At 69.1% G+C, this 22,613-nt stretch carries 25 protein-coding genes; 8 read left to right on the top strand and 17 right to left on the bottom strand.

What is annotated here, in order from left to right:
- On the top strand, positions 1-337 hold a 337-nt coding region (locus tag ASJ79_RS04850), incomplete at its 5' end, for a glycerate kinase (RefSeq protein ID WP_197420072.1).
- Between the two features lie 77 nt (positions 338-414).
- On the top strand, positions 415-792 hold the full coding sequence (locus ASJ79_RS04845) for an iron-sulfur cluster assembly accessory protein (RefSeq protein ID WP_067953605.1): 378 nt from the start codon (positions 415-417) through the stop codon (positions 790-792).
- A 12-nt stretch (positions 793-804) separates the two neighbouring features.
- Here ASJ79_RS04845 and ASJ79_RS04840 read toward each other — a convergent pair whose 3' ends face one another.
- The 13 genes from ASJ79_RS04840 to ASJ79_RS04780 form a co-directional block, all read right to left on the bottom strand.
- Positions 805-1,320: a hypothetical protein gene (locus tag ASJ79_RS04840; RefSeq protein ID WP_067953604.1), complete on the bottom strand. Its 516-nt coding sequence runs from the start codon at positions 1,318-1,320 to the stop codon at positions 805-807.
- A gap of 84 nt (positions 1,321-1,404) precedes the next feature.
- Entirely contained in the window at positions 1,405-2,280 is an 876-nt protein-coding gene (locus ASJ79_RS04835) for an ATP-binding cassette domain-containing protein (RefSeq protein ID WP_067953613.1), read from the bottom strand.
- A complete protein-coding gene (locus ASJ79_RS04830; protein ID WP_067953603.1) occupies positions 2,277-3,155 on the bottom strand; it encodes an alpha-D-ribose 1-methylphosphonate 5-phosphate C-P-lyase PhnJ in 879 nt (292 codons plus the stop codon). The genes ASJ79_RS04835 and ASJ79_RS04830 overlap by 4 nt, the downstream gene beginning before the upstream one ends.
- Entirely contained in the window at positions 3,152-4,174 is a 1,023-nt protein-coding gene (locus ASJ79_RS04825) for a carbon-phosphorus lyase complex subunit PhnI (protein WP_067953602.1), read from the bottom strand. Before ASJ79_RS04825 ends, ASJ79_RS04830 begins: the two co-directional genes overlap by 4 nt.
- Complete coding sequence (locus ASJ79_RS04820) at positions 4,174-4,737, bottom strand: phosphonate C-P lyase system protein PhnH (RefSeq protein ID WP_067953601.1); 564 nt, start codon at positions 4,735-4,737, stop codon at positions 4,174-4,176. Before ASJ79_RS04820 ends, ASJ79_RS04825 begins: the two co-directional genes overlap by 1 nt.
- Positions 4,734-5,150, bottom strand: coding sequence for a phosphonate C-P lyase system protein PhnG (locus ASJ79_RS04815; protein WP_067953600.1), 417 nt, complete (start codon positions 5,148-5,150; stop codon positions 4,734-4,736). The genes ASJ79_RS04820 and ASJ79_RS04815 overlap by 4 nt, the downstream gene beginning before the upstream one ends.
- Complete coding sequence (locus ASJ79_RS04810) at positions 5,147-5,884, bottom strand: GntR family transcriptional regulator (protein WP_067953599.1); 738 nt, start codon at positions 5,882-5,884, stop codon at positions 5,147-5,149. Before ASJ79_RS04810 ends, ASJ79_RS04815 begins: the two co-directional genes overlap by 4 nt.
- Positions 5,881-6,720 carry a phosphonate ABC transporter, permease protein PhnE gene (phnE, locus tag ASJ79_RS04805; protein WP_231750724.1) on the bottom strand — a complete coding sequence of 280 codons (840 nt, stop codon included), beginning with the start codon at positions 6,718-6,720 and terminating at the stop codon, positions 5,881-5,883. The genes ASJ79_RS04810 and phnE overlap by 4 nt, the downstream gene beginning before the upstream one ends.
- A complete protein-coding gene (gene phnC, locus ASJ79_RS04800; protein ID WP_067953598.1) occupies positions 6,717-7,520 on the bottom strand; it encodes a phosphonate ABC transporter ATP-binding protein in 804 nt (267 codons plus the stop codon). Before phnC ends, phnE begins: the two co-directional genes overlap by 4 nt.
- A 1-nt stretch (position 7,521) precedes the next feature.
- Positions 7,522-8,412 carry a phosphate/phosphite/phosphonate ABC transporter substrate-binding protein gene (locus ASJ79_RS04795; protein WP_067953611.1) on the bottom strand — a complete coding sequence of 297 codons (891 nt, stop codon included), beginning with the start codon at positions 8,410-8,412 and terminating at the stop codon, positions 7,522-7,524.
- A 127-nt stretch (positions 8,413-8,539) separates the two neighbouring features.
- The gene (locus ASJ79_RS04790; RefSeq protein WP_067953597.1) at positions 8,540-10,246 is read right to left on the bottom strand and encodes a metallophosphoesterase; all 1,707 of its coding nucleotides are present in this window, start codon (positions 10,244-10,246) and stop codon (positions 8,540-8,542) included.
- Positions 10,247-10,279: 33 nt separating this feature from the next.
- Positions 10,280-11,266, bottom strand: coding sequence for an SDR family NAD(P)-dependent oxidoreductase (locus tag ASJ79_RS04785; protein WP_067953596.1), 987 nt, complete (start codon positions 11,264-11,266; stop codon positions 10,280-10,282).
- An 18-nt stretch (positions 11,267-11,284) separates the two neighbouring features.
- A complete protein-coding gene (locus ASJ79_RS04780) occupies positions 11,285-12,271 on the bottom strand; it encodes an aldo/keto reductase (protein ID WP_067953610.1) in 987 nt (328 codons plus the stop codon).
- A gap of 106 nt (positions 12,272-12,377) precedes the next feature.
- On the opposite strand from ASJ79_RS04780, the gene ASJ79_RS04775 reads away from it, so the two are divergent.
- Both ASJ79_RS04775 and ASJ79_RS04770 read left to right on the top strand, forming a co-directional pair.
- A complete protein-coding gene (locus ASJ79_RS04775) occupies positions 12,378-13,220 on the top strand; it encodes a helix-turn-helix transcriptional regulator (protein WP_067953595.1) in 843 nt (280 codons plus the stop codon).
- A gap of 85 nt (positions 13,221-13,305) precedes the next feature.
- Positions 13,306-14,517 (top strand): FAD-dependent monooxygenase, encoded by a 1,212-nt coding sequence (locus ASJ79_RS04770; protein ID WP_067953594.1) that lies wholly within the window; start codon positions 13,306-13,308, stop codon positions 14,515-14,517.
- Between the two features lie 11 nt (positions 14,518-14,528).
- Here ASJ79_RS04770 and ASJ79_RS04765 read toward each other — a convergent pair whose 3' ends face one another.
- Entirely contained in the window at positions 14,529-15,050 is a 522-nt protein-coding gene (locus tag ASJ79_RS04765) for a gamma carbonic anhydrase family protein (RefSeq protein ID WP_067953593.1), read from the bottom strand.
- 44 nt (positions 15,051-15,094) lie between these two features.
- Positions 15,095-16,423: a GAF domain-containing protein gene (locus ASJ79_RS04760; RefSeq protein WP_369803609.1), complete on the bottom strand. Its 1,329-nt coding sequence runs from the start codon at positions 16,421-16,423 to the stop codon at positions 15,095-15,097.
- 142 nt (positions 16,424-16,565) lie between these two features.
- Here ASJ79_RS04760 and ASJ79_RS04755 point away from each other — a divergent pair, with 142 nt between their 5' ends.
- The 4 genes from ASJ79_RS04755 (at position 16,566) to ASJ79_RS04740 (ending at position 21,499) form a co-directional block, all read left to right on the top strand.
- Positions 16,566-18,080 (top strand): aldehyde dehydrogenase, encoded by a 1,515-nt coding sequence (locus ASJ79_RS04755; protein ID WP_231750723.1) that lies wholly within the window; start codon positions 16,566-16,568, stop codon positions 18,078-18,080.
- A gap of 56 nt (positions 18,081-18,136) precedes the next feature.
- A complete protein-coding gene (locus ASJ79_RS04750; RefSeq protein WP_067953591.1) occupies positions 18,137-18,802 on the top strand; it encodes a gluconate 2-dehydrogenase subunit 3 family protein in 666 nt (221 codons plus the stop codon).
- Positions 18,799-20,454 carry a GMC family oxidoreductase gene (locus tag ASJ79_RS04745; protein ID WP_067953590.1) on the top strand — a complete coding sequence of 552 codons (1,656 nt, stop codon included), beginning with the start codon at positions 18,799-18,801 and terminating at the stop codon, positions 20,452-20,454. The genes ASJ79_RS04750 and ASJ79_RS04745 overlap by 4 nt, the downstream gene beginning before the upstream one ends.
- A 169-nt stretch (positions 20,455-20,623) precedes the next feature.
- Complete coding sequence (locus tag ASJ79_RS04740; RefSeq protein WP_067953589.1) at positions 20,624-21,499, top strand: 3-hydroxybutyryl-CoA dehydrogenase; 876 nt, start codon at positions 20,624-20,626, stop codon at positions 21,497-21,499.
- Here the strand turns inward: ASJ79_RS04740 and ASJ79_RS04735 are convergent.
- Positions 21,472-21,792 carry an AzlD domain-containing protein gene (locus ASJ79_RS04735; protein WP_067953588.1) on the bottom strand — a complete coding sequence of 107 codons (321 nt, stop codon included), beginning with the start codon at positions 21,790-21,792 and terminating at the stop codon, positions 21,472-21,474. The genes ASJ79_RS04740 and ASJ79_RS04735 overlap by 28 nt on opposite strands.
- Positions 21,789-22,520 carry an AzlC family ABC transporter permease gene (locus tag ASJ79_RS04730; RefSeq protein WP_082753668.1) on the bottom strand — a complete coding sequence of 244 codons (732 nt, stop codon included), beginning with the start codon at positions 22,518-22,520 and terminating at the stop codon, positions 21,789-21,791. Before ASJ79_RS04730 ends, ASJ79_RS04735 begins: the two co-directional genes overlap by 4 nt.
- Positions 22,521-22,613: the final 93 nt, after the last annotated feature.

Genomic DNA, 22,613 nt, shown 5'->3' with positions numbered 1-22,613 from the left:
CCTACCCGCTCGACCTGTGCCTGAGCAGTCCCAACGGCGACCACAACCACGCCGGCCTCGTCGCCACCGCCGCCCGGGTGGTCAACGCGATACCGGCGGTGATCGACGCTGCGCCCGGGCCCACCGGATCCCGGTGCTCGTCCTCGCCGGGCAGGTCACGCTGGACCGGGCGGCGCTCGACGACGCGGGCATCGCGTCGGCCCACTCGGTCGCCGAGTACGCCGGATCCGTCCAGCGTGCGATCGAGGACGCGGCCCACCAGCTCACCGGCCTGGCCGCCGACGTCGCAGGAAGCTGGGGACAGATGGGGAATACCGCCACAACGGGGTACCGTTGAGGCAGTGGGGCCAGACGGCGTATGGCCAACTCGGCCAAACTCGGGCCCCGTCCACGTACATCCACACGGGAGAATCCATGACTGTTCAGGACGAGTCGGCAGTGCAGGCAGGTCAGGCCACCGACGCCCAACACGGCGTGATCCTGACGGATGCCGCGGCCGCCAAGGCGAAGGCTCTGCTCGACCAGGAGGGCCGCGACGACCTGGCGCTGCGGATCGCCGTTCAGCCGGGCGGGTGCGCCGGCCTGCGCTACAACCTGTTCTTCGACGACCGCACCCTCGACGGTGACCTGACCGTCGACTTCAACGGTGTCGAACTCACCGTCGACCGGATGAGCGCCCCGTACGTGCAGGGCGCCACCATCGACTTCGTCGACACGATCGAGAAGCAGGGATTCACCATCGACAACCCGAACGCCACCGGTTCGTGCGCGTGCGGCGACTCGTTCAACTGAGCCGGTAGCGGGTCAGTACTGACCCGCCGTCCGGGGCAGGTAGGAGCACACCAGCACCTCGTCGTCGATGGACAGCAACTGGGCGACGGCCTGTTCGTCGGCCTCCTGCGGCTGCGTGCGTGACGAGCCGTCGGCCGGCACCACCCGCATCGTGAACAGCACCTGCGCCTGCGTCGGCGAGGACAGCACCATCTTGTCGATCGAGGTGACCTCGGCGCTGTCGTACTGCTTGCGGAACGCGTCACTGGACAGCCCGGCCAGCGCCAGATCGGACCGGCGCTCCTTGACCGCGTCGAACAGGCCGCACAGGGTGTGTCGCGCGACCGCTTCGTCGTCGCCGTTGGTCAGCGCATCCAGGTAGTCCTGGATCGCGGCCCTGGCCGTGTCATCGGTGAGCCCACCGGCTGCGGCGGCACCGTCGCGTCCCCCGGTGAACGCGACCGCGGTGATCGCGCCGACCACTGCGATGGCCGCCACCACCGCTACGCCGGCGATGATCCACGGTCGCTTGCGCTTCGGATACTGCACCGGCGGCCGTCAGCTCCGCGCCGTCGAGCACATCGGTCCCGTGGCCGAACCGCTTCGACAGCCCGGTGGTGGCGATGGCGGCGGTCATGTCAGCCTCGAAGACACGAGCAGTTGGGTGTAGGGATGCTGTGGATCCTCGAGTACCTGCTCGGTGATCCCCTGTTCGACGATGCGGCCGTGGTGCAGCACGAGGACCCGTGAGGCCAGGATCCGGACGGCGGCCAGGTCGTGGGACACGACGACGGTCGCCGACCCCAGCGTGTCGGCGACCCGGGCCACGGCACCGAGCAGATCGGCCTGCACCGACGGGTCGAGCCCGGTCGTCGGTTCGTCGAGGAGCAGCAGGTGGGGTGGGTCGACGAGGGCGCGGGCGAGCTGGACCCGTTGCTGCATACCGCCGGAGAAGGTCATCAGCGGGTCGTGGTGCCGTTCCGGTCGCAGGCCGAGCTCGCCGAGCAGTTCGCCGGCCCTGGTGTGAATGTCGGTGAACCGCCGGGCGCCGCCACCGAGTAGCCGCTCGGCGACGTTGGAGGATGCCGCCAGCCGGGGGTAAAGCCCTGCGGCCAAAGCGTTCTGGTGCACCATCACCACGGCGGACCGCTTGAGCTCCGAGGCAGGTCCGGCATGACGGAACAGGTCGCCGTGACCGTCGACCACCATGGAACCGGTGTCCGGCACCAGGTCGAGGTGCAGGCATCGCAGCAGCGTCGTCTTACCCGATCCGGACTCGCCGACCACACCGACGACCTCGTGCGGACCCACCTCGAACGACGCGTCGTGCACGGCGACGACGGTTCCGCAGTCACGGCACCGGTTGGTGCCGGCTTCCTCACCCGTCTGCTCGACGCACCGGCCGCAGCCTGGTCCGAAACGGTGGGACACCCCGCGCACCGACACCACGGGCGGTGGCGGCTGCAGCGCGGGTTCCGCTGCGGCCGTAGTGATCACGTCGGCGGTCATGTCGCGGGCTCCGTGCGCCTGCGGCATGCGTCGACGTCGCTGCAACACCACACCAGTTCCCCTCCGCCACCTTCGGTGGACACCCGGTAGGACGTGGTGCTGCCGCAGTGCAGGCAGGCGCCTCCCGCCTTCTCGGGGTCCAGGGCGATGTCCTCGAAAGCCAGTGGCTGCACGGATGTGTAGGGCGGCAGCGCGGTGAGCCGTGCCCGTCGGCCGGCGCCGAGCAGGATGGGATGGGGCCGACGGTGCAGTCGCAGCACATCGTGGCGCGGGATGGGACTCGGGCTCATCAGACGGGTGCCGTCGACCAGCACGGGATGGTCGGCGCCGGTGCGGGGCCCGCCCAGGCGGGCCTGCGCGTCGTACAGATCCAGCCAGGCCGGTGTGTAGTCACGTTCGGCGTGACACGCCCGCGCGGTGAGGTCGTCGGGCACCACGCGGCGCAGCGGTTCGGGATGCGGAACCTGCAGCACCAGAAGCTGATCGGGCCGCAGCTCGGTCTCCGGGATGCGGTGCCGGCTCTGGATGATGCTGGCCTCGGTGGTGCTGGTGGTCTCCGCACACCGGGCCGAGGTGCTGATCAGCTTGCGCATGCCGACCGCGTTGACCGACATGTCGTCGCCCTGGTCGATCACCTTGACGGTGTCGGAGGGACCGACCACCGACAACGTCACCTGCAGACCGCCGCTGCCCCAGCCGCGGGCGACGGGCATCTCCCTGGAGGCGAACGGCACCTGCCACCCCGGGATGGCGAGCGCCTTGAGGATCGCCCGGCGCACATTGCGTTTGGTGTCCTCGTCCAGGTAAGCGTACGCCTCACGGCGGCCGTGCCGGGCGGCCAGCTCGGCCACCGTAGCGGCCTGATCGGTGGTCATTTTCGCTCCTTGTCGGCGGCTTGCGCGAGGTAGGCGGTGAAGCCGGCGTAGTGCGGCAGTCGCAGGTGCTCGACGAAGCCGGTGGTGGCGGGGCCGTCGGTGGCCGCGATCACGGTCTGCTCGTCGAGTGTCAACGGCTCCGCCAGATCACCATCGGCCAGCATCGCCGCGTCCAGCAGGGCCAGCGCGATGGCGCGCCGTTCGACGGTGCCCAGCGTCGCGCCCCACCCCAGCGCGAGTCCGGGCCGGCCGTCGACGTCGGCGTCGAGCACGACTTCCACCTCGGTGATCGGAACCTGCGCCACCGTTACCGGAATTCCGGTGCGCGGATGGGGAATTCGCACCCAGGCCGCTCCGGCGGTCAGCTCGACCAGCACCGCTTCCTGTCGGCGGCCCAGGATCATCGCCGACAGCGAGACCAGGGCGCCGGTCTCGCCGCGGGCGAGCAGCGCCAGCCGGTTGGGTCTGCTGTGCGGCGGCACCAGCACCGCGCGGGCCGGGTCGTCCCCGGGTCCGTCGTCGCGCGGTGTCACCGTCGGGGTGTTCTCGATGAGGTCCCGTACCCGCATGGTGTCCGCGCGCCGGGGCGCATCGGGGACGTCGCCGGTCCCCGCGGCAGGCCGCGGTTGCGAGGTGGGAACGTCATCCGGCCGGGTTTCCGGGGACCAATCAAGCTGCCGGGCAATGAGATCCGGGGCGAACCCGAGCCATTGGCCGCCCGGGATCTGCGGGTAGGCCGACGACAGTCGCCGGGTCAACACCATGTCCTCCGGTTGCACCGTCAGCGCGTCGAGGTGCGGCTGCGCCGCCGCCCAGACCCGCAGGATGGACACCGCGTGAGCCGGATCTCCGTGCGACTGATCCAGTGCACGGCGCGCCGCCGCGGGTTCCCACAGCCCGGCCTCGGCGCAGACCTGTTCTTCGAGGATGGCGGTGCTGACGGTGTCGCCGCGACCTCTGGATCGCGCGATGGACCGTGCGGCGTCGAGTGCGCCGTTCTCGTGCATGCTCGCGTACATCAGGCCACCGCCTGGATCGTGACGCTGCGCGGTAACCCGATCAGGCACTCCGGCGTGACGATCAGCACGTCGACACCCGTCGGCGGGTTCGCGTTCGCCGCGGTCAGCGCATGCAACGCCAGCGCGTCGATCGGGATGAAAGACTTTGTCGGGCAGGGCAAGCCCGGCCCGGACAGCAGAAGCGGCCGGGCTTCGCCGGCGGTGGCGATCACCAGGGTCGCCCCGGTCTCCGGGGTCAGCCGGGTACCGCGCCGCGCCTGCGTGATCGCGGTGGCGGCCGGACCGTGGACCAGCACCCAGTCGGCGGTGTCCAGGTCGGCCGCGTTGGCGCCGGTCTGCGCGCGGACCGTGTCCGCGACCCGGTGGGCCGCGTCGCCGCCGGAGACACCGAGCCCCAGGCCCCGGTCGAGCAGTGCGAGCAGCACCGCGGCGGCGCGGTCGAGTTCGGCGTGCTCGCACACCGCGGGCGCGCAGGACAACTCGATCGGTGTCCCGGGTGAGCACAGCGCCCACATGCACGCCGAGAAGGCCGTCCTGCTGTCGTGCACGGCATCCCAGGTCATGACTGCTCCATCCGCGTCCTGGTGACCAGGTCGGCGCGTGCCCGGCCCCGTTCGGCCCGGGCCTGCAACGCGTCCCGGCACAGCGCGTCGACCTGCTGCGCGTGCGGGCCGCGACGTTCGCACTCGGCGTCGCAGATCGCCGCTGCCACCGCACCGCGCAGGTCATAGCCGGCACGCATCCCGTCGCCGCGGACACCGGCCAGCTCGACGGTGCACCGGGTGAGCGCCACGTGGCCGAGGACCACGGTGGCGTCGCCGGAGCCGGGAACCGGCACCCGGACCGGCGCGCTCACCGATTCCGGCCCGGTGGTCACCGACACCGCCACATCGGTGGCCAGGATGTCGTCGGCCAGCCGTTCCAGCGCGTGGGCGTCGGCGTCCCCCAGCGCTTCGAAGCGTGCTTCCGGCCTCATGAGAGGTCCACCGTGAACTGCACGTGGTCCCCGCGGAACCGGTGCCGCACGGCGGCGATCGGCGCACCGTCCTGGCCGACGTTCAGGCCCCGCATCTCCAGGATCGCCGAACCGACCCTGATGCGGAGATGTTCGGCTTCAACCGGTTCGGCCAGGCTCGCGGCGAACGTCCGTGACGCGCGTTGCATGCGCACTCCGTGGTTTTCGAGGAGGTAGTCGAACAACGAGGTGTCGCCTGCCCACTGCTGGGCCAGCCGCGGGAAACGGTCGGTCGGGATCGAGGTCGTCGACACCGACCACGGCTCGTCGTCGACGAGCCGGAGCGTGGTGCACACGAAAAGCGGTTCCTGCGTGCGTAATGCGGCACCGGCCTCGTCGCTCTCGGCGATGTCCGTCGAGAGGACCTCGATCGCGACACGGTGACCGGCTTCGAGCATGGTGCGGGTGAAGCTGGCGTCGCGGCCGGCCGACATGTCGTAACGCATCCGCGGTGTGGCCACGAAAGAGCCCTTGCCGCGCACGGTTTCGATGAGGCCCCGTTGGTTGAGCTCGTCCAGCGCCCGCCGTACCGTCAACCGGTTGACGTCGAACTCCTGTGACAGTTCGGCCTCGCTGGGCAGTTTGTCACCGGGTTTGGCCCGGTGTGTCAAGCGCATCTGGAGGACATCGCTGAGCTGGCGGTACAGCGGCTGACCGGAGTACCTGTTGATGGATTCCAGACGGTGACCCGTCATCGGCCGGTCCCTCCCAGGATGCGCCGGCGAATCGCCGCCGACACCCGTTCGAACGCGACGACGACCGCCAGGATGGCCAGGATGATGGTGGCCGCTTCGTCGTAGCGCAGCAGCGTCATAGAGGTGGCGAGCTCGATACCGATACCGCCGGCACCCACCAGGCCCAGCACGACCGACGAGCGCGCCGACGATTCCAGCGCGAACATCGACGTGGTGACGAACGACGGGACACACGCCGGGAGCACACCGCCGGCCAGGATGCCGAATCGTGGCGCACCGAGCGCCTGCAACCCTTCGATGCGGCCGGGGTCGATGTCCTCGATGCTCTCGGCGAAGAACCGCCCGCAGAAGCCCATCACATCGACGGCGATGGCCAGCACCCCGGCTTCGGGCCCGAGCCCGACGGCGATGACGAAGATCAGACCCCAGACCAGGTCGGGGATGGTCCTGCTGACGGTGATCACGGCGCGGCTGAGGGCGTACAGCGAGCGGTGGGGCGAGGTGTTGCGCGCGGCGAGGACCGCCAGCGGCACGCTCAGGATCACGCCGATGATCGTGCCCAGCAGGGCCATCTCGACCGTGACGAGCAACGCTTTGAGGATGGGTCCGACACGGTTGGTGTCCGGTGGCACGGCCTGGGACAGGAAGTCGCCGAGCCGGAACACCCCGGTGGCCAGTGAGTCGGGCCGCACGGCGACGCCCTGGGTCCACCCGTGCGCCAGCAACCCGCCCACGACGAGCACGATGACCAGCGTCATCAGGCTGGGTCGCCGGAACCGGGGTGGCGCCCCGGGGCTGCCGGTGGTCGAGGGCAGCGGGTTCGTCGTCGGGCTCACGAGGCACCGTCGGCGAAGATCGGTGCGAGCTGCGCTGCGTCGCATTCGGCGGCCGGACGGTCAAACTGCACTGTGCCGCCGCTCAATCCGACCACACGGTCGGCGTAGCGCAACGCCAGGTCCATCTGGTGCAGCGCCATGACGACGGTGACCCGGCGCTCGGCGGCGATCGAGGACAGCAGTTCCATCACCGCGGTCGCCGACGCGGGGTCCAGGCTGGCCACCGGCTCGTCGGCGAGGATGATGCCGGGTCGCTGCATGAGCATCCTGGCGATCGCCACCCGCTGCTGCTGCCCGCCGGACAGCGTGTCCACCCGGCGCTCGGCGAGGCCGGCCAGACCCACCCGCTCCAGACTCTCCATCGCTTCCCGGCGTACCGCGGCAGGGCTGGTCAGCGGCCATGCGCAGCGTGTCCCGTGCCGGCCCATCGCGCCGTGGATCACGTTGTGCAGTACCGAGATCCGCGGAATCAGGTGGAAGCGCTGGAAGACGAATCCGATGTCGCGGCGGATGCCGCGCAACGCACGCCTGGAGGCCGAGGTGACGTCGGCCCCGCCCAGGGAAACGGTGCCGCCGGTGGGCTCGGCCAGTCGCACCAGGCACCGCAGCAGCGTCGACTTGCCCGCCCCGTTGGTGCCGATCAGCGCGACCTTCTCACCGTGGGCCACCCGTAGGTTCACCCCGTTGAGGACATGCCTCTCGGCGCGCCGGTAGCGCAGCCGCAGGTCCTCGACGTGGATCGCAGCATCGCTACCGGTGCGGGCCTGCGGCGGGCCGGCGAACCGGGTCGGAACCGCCATGTCAATCACCGAGGAAGTCGGAGAAGTCGTCGACACCGACGGCCTGGTACATCGAACGGACGGTGTCGTAGTCGGGATCGGTCACCTCGACCATCCGGGCGTTGGCGTATTTCGCGTTGTCCTTGCCTTCGAGCATGGCGGTCAGCAACTCGTCGAAGTGGTCCCTGAACGTGGCCTGAATGGTCGTGACCGTCTGCGGGTCGAGGCCTTCCCGGCCGACCAGGAGGTCCGGTGGCAGCACGGGGCCTTCCTCGATCAGCACGTACTGCGACGCGTCGTCCTCGGCCATGAACTCCTCGTAGTCGTGGCATCCGATGCCGACCGCGTCGACGTCACCACGCTTGAGGGATTCGTGCACCGTATCGCCGACGGTGAGCACCTCGACCTCTGTGCTGGGATCGACGCCGGCGTCCTTGATGATCTGCGACGGGCCGAGATGCCCACTGGTCGAGCCGATGTCCGACATCGCGACCTTCTTGCCGCGTAGCTCTTCCACACTCTTGACCCCGGAGTCCGCCCGGGTGTAGATGCAGGAACGGTAGCCGTCACGTTCGATCGCCACGATGGGCTCGGCACCGGTCCGCTCGTGGATCACCACGTACTCGGCGGGGCCGGTGAACACGACGTCGACCCGGTCTGCCTGCAGCGCCGCCGCCGCCGCGGTGCGGTCGTTGACCGCGAAGAACTCGATGCCCAGTCCCGAGCGCTCCTCGAAAGTTGTTTCAAACGCCCCGTATTCGCGCTGCAGCTCTTCGAGTCCCTGGAGGTCGGTGACGGCCAGCCGGATGGTGCCGGAGCTGTCTTCCTCGGAGGGCTGGCTGCTGCACCCGGCGGCGAGCGCGGCCGCGGACAATAACGCGACAGTGCCTGTGACGATCCTGCGTCCGGACATCGGTTGTTCCCATCTGTTGCTCACCGGCATTTGCTGTGTACATGTCTAGACAGCGTCGGCGACGTGCGGGTTAACGGAAGTCGACGCGTGGCGCAACGTCGCGCAGCCATCGAGGTGCGCGGTGCGGTCAGTGGCGACGCAGCGGGAACTCGTCGAATTTGACTGCAGTCGTTGGTGTCTCGTTCATGTCGACATACCAGCTGGTGACGGTGCCCGTGCCGGTGTGCAGAGCCTGGAACACCACCAGGTTGTCGTCGGCGATGTAGGGCAGCGGCCTGCCCCGGTCATCGCGCACGGGCGCGATGGTCGGCACCACCGGGGCCAGTCCGCCGGGGTTGCCCTGCACCGGCGTGTCTTCGGCGCGCCACGGTGCCGGAGGCGCCGGTCTGCTGCGCCCCGAGATGTCCAGGAAGGCGCCGAAACTGTTCCCGGTGTTGGACGCTTCCAGATAGTGCACGCCCGCCGGTGAGGTGAACCGGTTCCACAGGTGGTTGTGCCCGCTGTAGACGAGATCGACGCCTGCGCTCTCCAGCAGCGGCGCCACATCACGCAACAGCATGTTCTCGGCCGCCGGGTAGTCGTACCGGATCCCGACGAGCTCACCGTGGTCGTCGCGCTCCTCCACTCTCCGTGGCGGGGTGAACGCCGGCACCACGTTCTCCCCCAGGCTGTGCGGGCCTTCGTGGAGCATGACCACGGTGTACTTCGCGGCCCGGAACGCCGGGGAGGCCAATTCCCGTCGCAGCCAGTCGTACTGAGGGGAGCCGACGCCGAGTGATTCGAAGATGAACGCGCCGTGGCCTTGCCGTGAAGGTTCGGTGAGGTGGTCACGGCGCTCCTGGAAACGGGTGTTGGCCGTGCGGGTCTCCGGATCGGGATCAGCCCGGTCGGGACGCCACACCCGGGTCGCGAACAGTGCGATCAACCGGATGTCACCGACGGTGGTGGCGTAGTACCGTTTGCCGCCGGGACCGGATCGCGGCGGCGAGAAGATCTCCTCGTAGGTGGTCACCGAGAACGAATGGTCGGCCGGGCCGGCGACCGCCCGCGGCACCGCGTCGTTGAAGGAGTCGTCGAGCGACGTGTGCCCGGCGCGGCGACCCTGTACCTCGTGATTGCCGATCGCCGGGTAGAGCGGGGCGGACTGGATGATCGGGGCACCGCGGTAGCTGTTGCCGTCCGAGGCGACGGCCGCGGCGCATCCCTGCATGACCGGGAAGAACGCGCTGCCGCGCTGGTCGTCGAACCATTCCGAGGCCCGATCCGGCACGTTGACCAGGTCTCCGGGCATGAACACGGCGTCGATGGGGCCGAGCTGTTCGGTGATGGTGCGCGCCGCGAACTCGATGTTGGCCGCGACGTTCGGCAGCAGTTGGTGGTCGGAGGTCAGCATGACGACGGCGGCCTCGCCGGCTCGGAGAGGTCCCCGGATCGGGAACGGTGCCGACACGGCCCGCGCGTCGCCCAGCGTGCTCACCACGCGGTACCGCTCCCGAGCGCCCGGTCGAAGCGGTATCGCGGCATGGTGGCGGTAGACCTCGCGTCCGGCGATGCCCGTCGCCGGCTTCCGGTCGGCGGGCAGCCGCGAGTCCGGATCCTCGGCGACCCGGGTGAGGCGGACCGTCTGGGCGGCGACGACCCGGACCTCCGGCCAGACACCTCGTGAAACCGCCTCGGCGAGCGCGGTTTCGGACATGCCGTCGACGCTGTCGCCGATCAGGACATGGTGCGAGTCACCGGCGAACTCGGTGAACCAGGCCACCTCGGTGAAGTCGGGTTCCGGACGTTGCACGAACGGATCGGTGAGCAGCGCGGGTCGCGGTGCGGTGGCCACCCGGCCACCTTAGCCGCGGTACCGGTGGCGGCGTCATACCGTCAGCAGGCGCTCGCTCAGGTCCCAGAGCCGTGCCGCCGAATCGGGATCGACCGCGTGCGGCGCGACACCGCGCGAGACGATCGGTTCGGTCCCGAACACGACCGCCGGGGTGTCGCCGTTGAGCGGCGCGATGTCGTTGTCCTTCAAGTAGACGCCGCCGATGCCGGACAGCAGTGGACTGGTCGCTGCGAACACGCTGGTGCTGGCGCCCTGTTGCGGTGTCTTGAGCTCGCGGTCGGGATCGAGGACAGCCCTGCCCGCGTCGTCGATGATCCCCATGGCCCGCAGTTCCTCGTCGGTGAGCCACGGCGCGAGGTTGGTGCCGTGCGCGATGCCCGGGTGCACGGCGTACCCGCGGATGCCCTCGTCGGCCCAGCGCCGGTCCAACTCCACGGCGGACAGGACGTTGGCGGTCTTGGACTGGCCGTAGGCGAGCATGCCGTCGTAACCCGTGGTGAAGTGTGGGTCGTCCCAACGGATGTCGGACAGCGCATGGCCACCGGACGACACGTTCACGACGCGGGCGCCGGCGGCCGCGCGCAGGGCGGGCAGCAGGCCCAGCGTCAGTTGGAAGTGCCCCAGATGGTTGGTCGCGAACTGCGATTCGTACCCGCGGGCGTCGCGCATCAGCTCGCCGCCCATGATGCCGGCGTTGTTGATCAGGATGTGCAGCGGACGTCCGGTGTCCAGACAGCGGGTGGCGAAGGCGTCGATCGACGCCGGATCGAGCAGATCGAGTTCGGCGATCTCGACCCGGTCCACACCGGCCAGTGCGGGCGCGGCCCGGTCCGGGTTGCGTGAGCCGACGGTGATGGATGCACCGGCCTTGCTCAGCGCGCGGGTCGTCTCGAGGCCGAGTCCGACGTGGCCGCCGGTGACGACGGCGTTCGTCCCCGACAGGTCGATGCCCCGAAGGACGTCGTCGGCCGTCGAGGCCGCGGTGAAACCGGATCCGAGGGGGTGTTGCTTGTGTGTCATGAGTGTGTCGTCCTTTCTTCAGCGTTCGGAGTCCAGCGCGGCCATCTGCGCGGCCGGATAGCGGTCACCGGCCACCTTGTCGGCCGGGACCGCGGCTTCCATACGGGCCGACTGGTCGTCGGTCAGCGCGACATCGACCGCACCGAGCGCCTCGGTCAACCGGGTGCGGGTACGCGCGCCGATCAACGGCACGATGTCGTCACCGCGGGAGGCCACCCAGGCGATCGCGGCCTGCGCCACCGACACGCCGAGGTCCGCGGCGACACCGCGCAGCGCGTCGACCAGCGCCAGGTTCCGGTCCAGGTTGGCGCCCGAGAAGCGCGGATACATGGACCGGAAGTCGCCCTCTGCGCCAGCGGAATTCGTCCAGTGCCCGCTGATCAGTCCGCGGGACAGCACGCCGTAGGCCGTCACGCCGATCCCGAACTCGCGGCAGGTGCCGAGGATGTCGCGTTCGACGCCGCGGTCGAGCAGTGAGTACTCGATCTGCAGGTCGCTGATCGGCCGGACCGCCGCCGCGCGCCGGATGGTCTCCGATCCCACCTCCGACAGCCCGATGTGCCGCACATGGCCGGCGTCGACGAGTTCACCGATGGCGCCGACGGTGTCCTCGATGGGCACCGTGGGATCGAGGCGCGCTGGCCGGTAGACGTCGAGGTAGTCGGTGCCGAGCCGCTGCAGCGAGTACGCGGCGGCGGTCTTCACCGCGGCCGGGCGGGTGTCGAAGCCCAGCCACGCCCCGTCTGGCCCCATCTGCGCGCCGAACTTCACGCTGAGTTGGTAGGTGTCGCGGGGTCTGGACCGTAGCGCTTCGGCGAGCAGAAGTTCGTTGTGCCCCGTGCCGTAGAAGTCGCCGGTGTCCAGCAGCGTGATGCCCGCATCGAGCGCGGCGTGCACGGTGGCGATGCTCTCGGCGCGGTCGGCTGCGCCGTACGCGCCGGACATGCCCATGCAGCCGAGTCCGAATGCCGATGTGGTCAGAGTTCCGAGTTGTCTGGAGTTCATGTTCACAGGGCCAGTTTTCGGCGCAACGGGAACGGCAACAACGACGTGTTCAACCAGGGATCGGCAGTCCCTGTCTGGATCGCGCCACCTGCGCCACAATGGCCTGATGGATCGTGATGCGCTGGCGGAGTTCCTGCGCCGCCGACGGGAGGCGATCAGCCCGGCCGACGTCGGCCTGGCCGCCGGTGTCCGCCGCCGCACCGCGGGCCTGCGACGCGAAGAGGTGGCACAGCTGACCGGGATGTCGGTCGACTACTACAGCAGGCTGGAGCAGTCGCGCAGCCCGCAGCCGTCGCCCCAGATGCTGCGGGCGCTGGCCCGGGCGCTGCGCCTCACCGACGACCAGAGGGATCACCTCTACCGACTCGCCGGCCACGCCGTCCCGGACCGCGGCGGGCTGTCGATACACGTGCGTCCCGCCCTGCTCTACGTCCTCGACCGGATGGGTGACGCCGCCGCGTTCGTGGCGACCGACACCGGGATCCTGCTCGCACAGAACGAGATGGCCAGGCTGCTGATGGGTGACCTCGTCACCGACGAGACGGGGCTGCGGGCCAGCCTCACGTGGCGGTGGTTCACCGATCCGGTGACGCGCCAACGGGTTCCGGCCGCCGAACACGACGAGCACAGCCGAGTGATGGTGGCGGACCTGCGTGCGGCGTGGGCGCGCAGACGCGCCGATGCGGACATGCGTGAACTGGTCGACAGCCTGCTGGCGCACAGCACCGAGTTCGCCGAGCTGTGGGCGCGGCACGAGGTGGCCATCCGCCGTATGCAGCGCAAGACTTTCCAGACGGTGGTAGGGCCCATCACCTTGGATTGCGAAGTGCTGGCGACGACGGACGGTCAGCAGCTGGTGGTGCTCACCCCGCCCGCCGGAACGTCAGCGCAGGAGGATCTACGCCTGCTCGCCGTGGTGGGCGACCACACCGTCGGCCGGCCTCACTGACCGGGCAGAAACGAAGCTGAAACACCGCTGCCAGGCCCGTAACCTGTCGTGTGAAAGCTGATTCGACACGACGGGACTGAACAGAGTGCAACTACGCAACCAGACCGTTCTCATTTCCGGCGGTGGTATCGCGGGGCCTGCTCTGGCGTACTGGTTACACCGCTATGGGTTCACACCGATCATCGTGGAGCGTGCGCCGTCGATCCGCACCGGCGGACAGCGCATCGAGATGTCCGGGGTGGGCGTCGAGGCACTGCATCGCATGAGCCTGCTCGACCGTGCCCGCGCCGTAGGCGGGCCACCACCGAATCCGACCTTCTACCTCGGCCGCCGGAACCGTCCGGTGTCGATGGTGACGGGCGGCTCCACCACCGACCCGCAGCGGGCCGGTTTCGCCGTCAAACGTGGCGCGCTGTGTGAACTGCTCTACGAGCACGTCCGTGACGACGTCGAGTACGTCTTCGACGAATCCGTCACCGGCATCACGGCAACCGGCGACGGCGTCGAGGTCACGTTCGAGAACAGTCCGCCCCGCCACGTCGATCTCGTCATCGGCGCCGACGGTCTGCACTCCAACGTGCGGTCGCTCGTCATGGGCAGCAGAGACGACCACAGCCACTACCTCGGGACCAACCTGGTCATCTTCACCGTCGACAATTTCCTCGGCCTCCGGGACACCATGACGTGGCATGTGTGGCCGAAAAGGGGTTGTGCGATCACGACCTTCCCCGGCAACGCCGAGCTCGAGGGGTTGTTCCTGATCCGGAGCACGGAGCCGCTCCCCGTGCGCGGCATGACCCGCGACGACCGGGTGGCGTTGGTGGAAGAGGTCTTTGCCGGTGACGGGTGGCACGTGCCGCAACTGCTGCGGGCCATGCGGGACGCCCGGGACTTCCACATCGCGCCGTCGATGCAGATCCGCATGGACGCGTGGACCTCGGGCCGGGTGGCGCTGGTCGGCGACGCCGGCTACTGCCCCGATCCGATGACCGGGCAGGGCACGGGCCTGGCGTTGATCGGGGCGTACACCCTCGCCGGGGAACTCAACGCCGCGAAAGGCGACCACACCATCGCCTTTCCCGCCTACGAGACGGCCACCCGCCGCTTCGTCCGGAACAGCCAGAGTGTGGGGAAATACAGCACGGCGTTCGCCGCTCCCAGCGGCGGCAAGGTCCGCGTCTGGCTGCAGGAGCAGGGGACCCGGGCCTTCTTCTCGCTGCTCGGTGTCGGCGAGCGACTCGGCGTGCCGTTGCCCGCATGGGAGACCGACAAGAAGCTCGCGCTCGCGGCGTACTGATCGGGGACGCCTCAGTCCGCGGCGCGATGGACACCGAGCAGGTATTCGTAGGCCGGTGCGTTGATGCCCGCCACCTGGATCTCCTCGGTGCTCAGTTCCCGGCGAACCTTGGCCGGCACGCCGGCCACCAGCGAGCGCGGCGGAACTGAAAACCCCTGCGGCAGAACAGCACCGGGTGCCACCAGCGAGCCGGCGCCGATCGTCGCGCCGTTGCCGACGATCGCCCCCATCCCGATCAGGCAGTCATCTCCGACGGTGCACCCGTGCAGCACCGCGTTGTGGCCGACGGTCACCCGCGCGCCGATCGTGACCGGGAAGCCGGGGTCGGCGTGGATCGTGGCACCGTCCTGCACGTTCGACCCCGGACCGACGTCGATGGGGTCGAACTCCGCGCGCAGCGTCGCCGAGTACCAGATGCTGACCTTCTGCGCCAGCCGCACATTGCCGACCACTGAGGCGTTGGGCGCCACCCAGCTCTCCGGGTGCACACGAGGGGTGTGGCCGTGGACGGCAAGAATCAGCGGCTCAGCCATGGGGTCACACTAATGTTGCGTCTGGTGATCCGACCACACGGCCCTCAATCGAGTGGAGGGCGTCCACGGACCTCGCACGCTCGATGTGGTGCCGGCCGGCTGACGCGGAGCGCCTGCACCGCCGGCGCGACCGAGGGCGCCAGGAGTTCTGAGCGCTCGTCCGGGTAGCGGACCTCGACGACGGTGGAGTCGGCGAACCGATACGGCCTGCCGCTGATGAGTCCCGCGAATTGCTTTCGCAGACGGCTCATCTCGACCCGGACCGCCCCGACACGGCTGGGATCACCGTAGAGGTCGACGGCCAGTTCGGGCGCCGACCGGCCGTCGGGCCTCGACGCGAGGATCAGCAGAATCTCGGCGTGCCGCAGCGAGATGTCATGTCGCCAGTTGCCGTACTGGCCGGTCATGGTCAGCACGCGTGCGGCACTGTCGTGCAGATCGAGCGTCACCCGCGAGACGGTCTGCTCCGTATCGTCGCCGACGACACGGACCAACCAGCCGCCCGGCAGCGTTTCGACGTCGCAGGTACCCAGCGACGGCACCCACACGTGCCCGGGTTCCAGGTCGGACGGAAGCAGTATCCGGTTGCGCACCGGCATCGAGTCGACGGCCGCCACCCAGCCGTCGGCATCGACGGCCAACGCGGGAGACCCGATCCGGGCCAGGATCGGCGCGGCGATGGTCCGCAGCCGGTTGAGCTGGTCGTCGCGCTGCTCGCGCAGGCGGGACTCGGCCAGCCGGGCGACGGCGTCGATGAGGGCGACGGTGGTGGGATGCACGGTGGCCGCCGGGCCGGTCACGTCGACCACCCCGAGGACCCGGCCGGTGCGCGGATCACGGATCGGGGCACCGGCGCAGGTCCATGGATGCTGGTTGCGGTTGTAGTGCTCGGCGCAGAAGACCTGTACCGCGCGCTGCGAGATCAACGCGGTGCCAAGGGCGTTGGTGCCCACGGTCTTCTCCGCCCAGTCCGCGCCTTCGACGAACCCGAGCTTGTCGGCGTTGGCCAGCACCTTCGGCGCGCCCGACCGCCAGAGCACCCGGCCCCGCGCGTCGGCGAGGGCCACGATGTTGTCACCCGTCGACACCAGGGAGTCCAGGCCGCGCGTCATGTCCTCGACCACCGACGTCAGCCCGGAGTCCCTCCGCAGGGCCTCCACCGTGTCGGTCTCCGCCACCGGCGGCGTGCGGCGATCCGGCCGCAGGCCCTTGGTGATCATCCGCTGCCACGATTCCCAGATGACCCGTCGTGGACGGGCCGGCGCGCGGGCACCGGCCATGGTGGCCTCGTAGACCGCGGCCATCAGCCGCGCATAGCTGCGCGGATCCTGCCCGGGCGCGATGGCCGGTTCGGGGTGAGCGGGACTACGCATCATTGCTGGTTGTGCTCTCCGTCATAGCCGTGTGCCTCGGTACAGGGTAGCGAATCGATTCGTCCGTCAATTCCTGTCCAGCGCGGATGTAACGCGTTGTAACCGTTGCAGGCGCCGGTCCCGGAGATGTGTGCTGACTCACATGACCCAGACGCTCTCCGCCGACACCGAGAACCGCACGACGACCCCGGCCCTGATGTACATCGACGGCGAATGGTGTCCGGCACGTGGCGGCGCCACGTTCCCGACCATCGAACCGAGCACCGGACGGACCATCACCGAGGTGCCCCGTGGTGACGCCGCGGATGTCGACGCCGCGGTCCGGGCGGCCGCCGACGCGGCCGTGGAGTGGCAGTTCACCGACGCGATCGCCCGGGCCGCCCTGCTGCGGCGGCTCGCCGAACTGGTGACCGAGAACGCCGAGGAGCTGGCACGCATCGAGGCGATGGACTCCGGCCACTACCTCGCCAAGGCCCGCGAACTGGTGGGTGCGATGCCGATGTGGCTGGAGTACTGGGCGGGCGCGGCCGACAAGATCGGGGGACGCACGATCACGGTCCCGGGCAACAAGCTCAGCTTCACACTGCTCGAACCGCTCGGCGTCACGGCGCACATCATCCCGTGGAACTATCCGCTGCTGATCCTCGTGCGTTCGATCGCACCGGCGCTGGCGTTGGGCAACACGTGTGTGATCAAGCCCGCCGAGGACACGTCGCTGTCGGCACTGAAATTCGCCGAGCTGGTGCACGCCGCCGGGTTCCCCAAGGGCGTCTTCAACGTGGTCACCGGCTACGGCGCCGAGGCGGGGGCGGAACTGGCGGCTCACCCCGAGGTGCGGGGCATCACCTTCACCGGCTCCACCGAGACGGGACGCGAGATCGCCCGCCTCGGTGGCCGGCACATCGCGCAGGTGAACCTGGAGCTCGGCGGGAAAAGCCCGCTGGTCGTGTTTCCCGACGCCCCGCTCGAGGACGCCGTCGAGGTCGCGGTCCAGGGCTTCTGCTCACGCGCCGGCCAGGTCTGCGTCGCCGGCAGCCGGCTGTTCCTTCACGAGGACATCGCTGACCGGTTCCTGGAGATGCTCGTCGCCCGGCTACGCACGGCCACCGTCGGCGACCCCTTCGACGAGGAAACCCAGATGGGACCCCTGGCGTCGAAGAAGCACTACGACAGGGTCCGGGAGTACATCGAAGTCGGCAAGCAGGAGGCGACGCTGTTCTTCGGTGGTGGCGAGCCCGCACACACCCCGAGCGGCGGTTTCTTCGTGGAGCCGACGGTCTTCGTCGACGTCCCGAAGGACTCGCGGATCGCCCGCGAGGAGATCTTCGGTCCCGTCACCGCGGTCATGCGCTGGTCGTCCGTCGACGACCTGGTCGAGACGATCAACGACTCCGAATACGGTCTGTTCGCCGTGCTGTGGTGCCGGGACATCACCGATGCGCTCAACACCGCCAAGCGCCTGCAGGTGGGCTCGGTGATGATCAACGACTGGTTCGGCGAGCTGCCCATGACCCCGCACGGTGGCCACAAACAGAGCGGGATCGGCCGGGAAGAGGGGCTGGAGGCCGTCCACGGCTACACCCAGGTCAAGCACATCGGGGTCAACCTCGACAGGTCACCGGCCAAGACGACCGACTGGTCAGCCGCCCCGCTGTGACGTGTCCTGCCGATCTTCCGTCTGCTCAACCCAACACACGAAAGAAGGAGAAAGCGATGAGCCAGGAAGAGCCCTTGGTGGGCGCCCCGCTCGGGGCGCCGGCGCTGGGCGAGGACCGTCCCGACCAACCGCACTTCGAACTGGGCCGCCCGCGGCTGGGTGGTCTGGCCACCCCGGTCCGGTTCGACGAGACCGAGACCTCCGTCATCAAAGCCCTCGCCGACACGCTGATCCCGCCCGGCGACGGATTCCCGGCCCCCAGTGAAGTCGGCATCGTCGACTTCTTCGGCCGCTACACGACGCCGACCGGGTTCCGCGCCAAGCACTTTCCGTACCTGGAGGAGGACGAGCTCAAGGCTTCACTGGCCCACCTCGGCGCGGAGTTCGCGCACGCCGACGCCGACAGCCGCGTCGAGGAGGTCAAGCGGCTGGAGAAGGAGTCGGAGGAGTTCTTCGGCAAGATCCGCAGTCTCGTCTACTACGGCTACTACTCGGCGAATGCCGTCACCGCCGCCATCCAGCGCGAGATCCCGGCCGGGCGCGACTATCACGGCCCGCCCCTGCCCTACGGCTACCTGCACTGCATCGAGGACTGGGACGACGAGGCGCTGGCCACGGCCGGCCAGGGCTCCGGATACGTCCGCACCGAGGACGTCGTGCGGGTCGACCTCAGCAAGTTGACGTGGCTGCAGTCGCAGCAGAACAAGGAGAACGCGAAATGACTTCCACGATCGACGAGACCGACGTCCTGGTGATCGGCTCCGGACCTGGCGGGGCCGGCGTCACCCTCAAGCTCGTCCAGGCCGGTTACAAGGTCACCTGCCTCGAGCAGGGCCCGTGGGTCACCCCACCGGAACACCCGCACTATCACCGGGAATGGGAGATCGAGAAGCAGCGCGGCTGGGCCTACGACCCGAATGTCCGCGGACTTCCCGAGGACTATCCGGTCACCGGATTCACGACGCCGTACCTGATGAACAACGTGGGCGGCAGCACGATGCACTACGCGGGACACTGGCCGCGGTACAAGCCGGTCGACTTCCGCAAGGGCACCGAGCACGGGCTCGAAGGGACCATCGACTGGCCGATCAGCTACGAGGAACTCGCGCCGTACTACGACGAGAACGACGCCATCTACGGGATCTCCGGCATGGTCGGCGACCCGTCCTATCCGGACCGCACCGGCGTCGACCGCGATCCTCCGGTCCTGCCCGGGAAACTCGGGCGCAACTTCGCCAAGGCGCTGGGCGGGCTCGGATGGCACTGGTGGCCGTCCGACAACGCGATCATCACGCGCCCGCGTGAGGGACGCGAGGCGGACATCGCGGCGGGCAACGAGCTGTCCGGCAGCCCCACCGGGTCACTGAGCACCCCGACCCACACCCACTGGCCGATCGCGATCCCGCTGGGCGCCGACCTGCGCACCCATGCCCGGGTGGAACAGATCCACGCGAAGAACGGCAAAGCGACCGGGGCCACCTACATCGACACCAGAACCGGTGCGCGCCATCAGGTCTCGGCGAAGATCGTCGTCGTCGCGGCCAGCGGTATCGGGACTCCCCGGCTGCTGCTGATGAGCGCGCAGAAGGGTCATCCGGACGGGTTGGCGAACAGCAACGGGCTGGTCGGAAAGTACCTGATGCACCACATCTTCGCGTTCTGCGATGCGTGGTTCGACACCCCGATGGAGGGCTACAAGGGCGCTTTCGGGGCACCCCTGTACTCGCATGAGTTCTACCACACCGACACCAACCGCGGATTCGTCAACGGATTCGGGATGCAGGTGGCCCGCAGCTTCGGTGCGGCGTTCTCGGCGATGGGCAGCCACACCGGCTACGTCGCCCCGTGGGGCGACGGCCACCGCAAGCACTTCAACGACCACTTCGGCAACCACCTGATGGTCTTCATGTTCGGTGAGGACCTGCCGGTCGAGACCAACTGTGTGACACTCGATCCCGACGCCAAGGACACGAGTGGCCTGCCCGCCGCCCGGGTGAACTGGGAACCGCACCCGAACGACATCGCCCTGGCCAACTTCGGCATCGACCGCATCTTCGACGCGGCACGGGCACTCGGCGCCGTCGAGACCAACGACACCGGGGTGCTCCACCCGCCGCCGGGGTGGCACCTGATGGGCACGTGCCGGATGGGCAACAACCCCCAGGACTCGGTGACCAACAAGTGGCACCAGACCTGGGATGTGCCAAACCTTTTCGTGGTGGACGGCAGCTCCCTCACCACGGGCGGCGCGGTCAATCCGACCTCGACGATCGGGGCGCTGTCGGTGCGCGCGGGTGAGTACATCTCCCGACGTTTCGCCGACATCGTCGAGCAGCGCACCACACCGAGCAACGCGGACGCACCCGCCATCTGACCTCGTTCTCCGGGCCGTCCACCCCCTGCTCCGGCGGGAGGTGGGCGGCCCGAAGTGTGTCCCCGTGCGTCCCTCGCGGTGGTTGTTGCACAGCCCACTGGTCGTCACTATGGTAGAACCACGCTGTGGTTGACCGACCTCGGCGCCGTCAACGCACCTGGAGGAAGCCATGTCGACCAGCACCACGGAGAAGGTCGGCGTCGTCGGGTGCGGCTTGATGGGAGCCGGAATCGCCGAAACCTGCGCCCGCAGCGGCTTTTCCGTCACGGTCGTGGAAACCACCACGGCAGCGGCCGACGCCGGCCGGCGCCGGCTCGAAACGTCGCTGACCAAGGCTGAAGCACGGGGCAAGGTCGCCTCCGCGGCGGAGATCCTGGACAGGATTCAGATCGTCGAGGACGTCGACGCCCTCGCCGACCGCAGTCTCGTGATCGAAGCCATCATGGAGGACGAGGGCGCCAAGACCGCGCTGTTCCGGCGACTCGACGCTGTGGTCGCCGACCCGGAGGCGATCCTGGCGTCCAACACGTCGTCCATCCCGATCATCAAACTCGGCGTCGTCACCGAGCGGCCGCAGAACGTGATGGGCATCCACTTCTTCAATCCCGTTCCGGTGCTGTCGCTGGTGGAGTTGGTGCCGAGTTACCTCACCGCCCAGACCACCACCGAACGAGCGCGAACCTTCGCCCAGGCACTGGGCAAGCACCCGATCGACTGCAAGGACCGCGCCGGCTTCGTCGTCAACGCGCTGCTGATTCCGTTCCTGCTGGCGGCGATCCGGATGGTCGAGCAGGGCGTGGCGACGCCCGAGGACATCGACGAGGGTCTGGTGCGGGGATGCGCGCATCCGCAGGGCCCGCTGGCGCTCAGTGACCTGATCGGTCTCGACACCGTACGGGCGATCGCCGATTCCCTGTACGAGGAGTTCAAGGAACCGCAGTACGCGTGCCCGCCGATGCTGGCGCGGATGGTCGATGCCGGCCTGCTCGGCAGGAAGAGCGGCCGCGGCTTCTTCGACTACAGCACGAGGTCCAGGCAGCCGTAGGCCACCAGGCCGCACACGATGCTCAGCGCCAGGTTCTTCCACCGGAACGACACCAGCAGCGCGATCGCACCCGCCAGCGTGGCCGGCGAGACAAGCTGAAACTGACCGTCTTCCAGGAAGATCGACGGCGCCACCAGCGCCGCGAACGCGGCGGCCGGCACCATCTGCAGCACCAGGCTCAGGCGGGGCGGGAGGTTCCTCGGCAGGATCGGCACCAGGATGAAGACCGCGCGCAGGATGAACCCGCCGATCGCGATGGCCGCGATGAGCATCCAGATCGTCGCCGTACTCATGATTCCGCCTTCTTCCCGGCCGCGCGCCAACCGAACGCCACACCCGTCGCGATACCGGCGAACGTGCCCAGCATCATGCCCAGGTTCGCCGGCAGGTCGGCCCCGGCGACGGCCACCACCGCAGCCACGATCGCGGCGAAAACCCTTGGCCGGTCGCTGAGTTGGGGCGCGAGCAGGGCCAGAAACGAGATCGGGACGGCGAACGCGACGACGCCGGTGTTCGGCAGCGATCCCAGGAACGACCCGATGAACGAACAGACCTGCCAGGTGCACCAGAACACCAGGCACGCCCCGAAATAGAACGCGACCTTGTCACGGCGGGCCCAGTCCGCCGTACGCGTGAGGGTGAGCGGAACCGCGTGGTCGACCAGCAGGTACGAGCCGGCCACCCGCTGCTTGACACTGGACTCGGAGAACATCGGCGCCAGCGTCGCGGAATAGACGATGAAGCGCACGTTGATGATGAGCGCGGTGGCGATCACCACCCCGGCCCCGGCGCCGTTGCCGATCAGGTCCAGCGCCGCCACCTGCGCTGCGCCGGCGTAGGCGAACAGCGAGAACGCGGCCGTCTCCAGCACGGTGAAGCCGTTGTGTGTCCCGGCCAGGCCGGCCACCGCGGCGAAGGGCGCGATCCCGATGAGTATCGGGAGCATCGCCACCGCGCCGGAACGCAGCGCACGCCGGCTGGAACCTCCGGTTGAGGCTGCGTCTTCTTCCGCCTCTGTCATGGCGGTCTCCTCTCCCGAGTGCGAGCCAACGAGATGGCATGCGGCACTCTGTGGTTCGGCCAGAACCGATCAGCCCGCGAAACGCAAGGCGTG

The organism is Mycobacterium sp. NAZ190054 (assembly GCF_001545925.1).
In the GTDB taxonomy this organism is placed as follows: Bacteria; Actinomycetota; Actinomycetes; order Mycobacteriales; family Mycobacteriaceae; genus Mycobacterium.
Note: the sequence above shows the minus strand (reverse complement) of the source record. Positions and strands in the feature narration are given on the sequence as shown.

Bases quoted from the DNA above. Each gene is read 5' to 3' on its own strand.
- ASJ79_RS04845 (WP_067953605.1), top strand. From the start codon at position 415: ATGACTGTTCAGGACGAGTCGGCAGTGCAGGCAGGTCAGGCCACCGAC.
- ASJ79_RS04835 (WP_067953613.1), bottom strand. From the start codon at position 2,280: ATGACCGCCGACGTGATCACTACGGCCGCAGCGGAACCCGCGCTGCAG.
- ASJ79_RS04830 (WP_067953603.1), bottom strand. From the start codon at position 3,155: ATGACCACCGATCAGGCCGCTACGGTGGCCGAGCTGGCCGCCCGGCAC.
- ASJ79_RS04825 (WP_067953602.1), bottom strand. From the start codon at position 4,174: ATGTACGCGAGCATGCACGAGAACGGCGCACTCGACGCCGCACGGTCC.
- ASJ79_RS04820 (WP_067953601.1), bottom strand. From the start codon at position 4,737: ATGACCTGGGATGCCGTGCACGACAGCAGGACGGCCTTCTCGGCGTGC.
- ASJ79_RS04815 (WP_067953600.1), bottom strand. From the start codon at position 5,150: ATGAGGCCGGAAGCACGCTTCGAAGCGCTGGGGGACGCCGACGCCCAC.
- ASJ79_RS04810 (WP_067953599.1), bottom strand. From the start codon at position 5,884: ATGACGGGTCACCGTCTGGAATCCATCAACAGGTACTCCGGTCAGCCG.
- phnC (WP_067953598.1), bottom strand. From the start codon at position 7,520: ATGGCGGTTCCGACCCGGTTCGCCGGCCCGCCGCAGGCCCGCACCGGT.
- ASJ79_RS04795 (WP_067953611.1), bottom strand. From the start codon at position 8,412: ATGTCCGGACGCAGGATCGTCACAGGCACTGTCGCGTTATTGTCCGCG.
- ASJ79_RS04785 (WP_067953596.1), bottom strand. From the start codon at position 11,266: ATGACACACAAGCAACACCCCCTCGGATCCGGTTTCACCGCGGCCTCG.
- ASJ79_RS04780 (WP_067953610.1), bottom strand. From the start codon at position 12,271: ATGAACTCCAGACAACTCGGAACTCTGACCACATCGGCATTCGGACTC.
- ASJ79_RS04775 (WP_067953595.1), top strand. From the start codon at position 12,378: ATGGATCGTGATGCGCTGGCGGAGTTCCTGCGCCGCCGACGGGAGGCG.
- ASJ79_RS04765 (WP_067953593.1), bottom strand. From the start codon at position 15,050: ATGGCTGAGCCGCTGATTCTTGCCGTCCACGGCCACACCCCTCGTGTG.
- ASJ79_RS04760 (WP_369803609.1), bottom strand. From the start codon at position 16,423: ATGCGTAGTCCCGCTCACCCCGAACCGGCCATCGCGCCCGGGCAGGAT.
- ASJ79_RS04755 (WP_231750723.1), top strand. From the start codon at position 16,566: ATGACCCAGACGCTCTCCGCCGACACCGAGAACCGCACGACGACCCCG.
- ASJ79_RS04750 (WP_067953591.1), top strand. From the start codon at position 18,137: ATGAGCCAGGAAGAGCCCTTGGTGGGCGCCCCGCTCGGGGCGCCGGCG.
- ASJ79_RS04745 (WP_067953590.1), top strand. From the start codon at position 18,799: ATGACTTCCACGATCGACGAGACCGACGTCCTGGTGATCGGCTCCGGA.
- ASJ79_RS04740 (WP_067953589.1), top strand. From the start codon at position 20,624: ATGTCGACCAGCACCACGGAGAAGGTCGGCGTCGTCGGGTGCGGCTTG.
- ASJ79_RS04735 (WP_067953588.1), bottom strand. From the start codon at position 21,792: ATGAGTACGGCGACGATCTGGATGCTCATCGCGGCCATCGCGATCGGC.
- ASJ79_RS04730 (WP_082753668.1), bottom strand. From the start codon at position 22,520: ATGACAGAGGCGGAAGAAGACGCAGCCTCAACCGGAGGTTCCAGCCGG.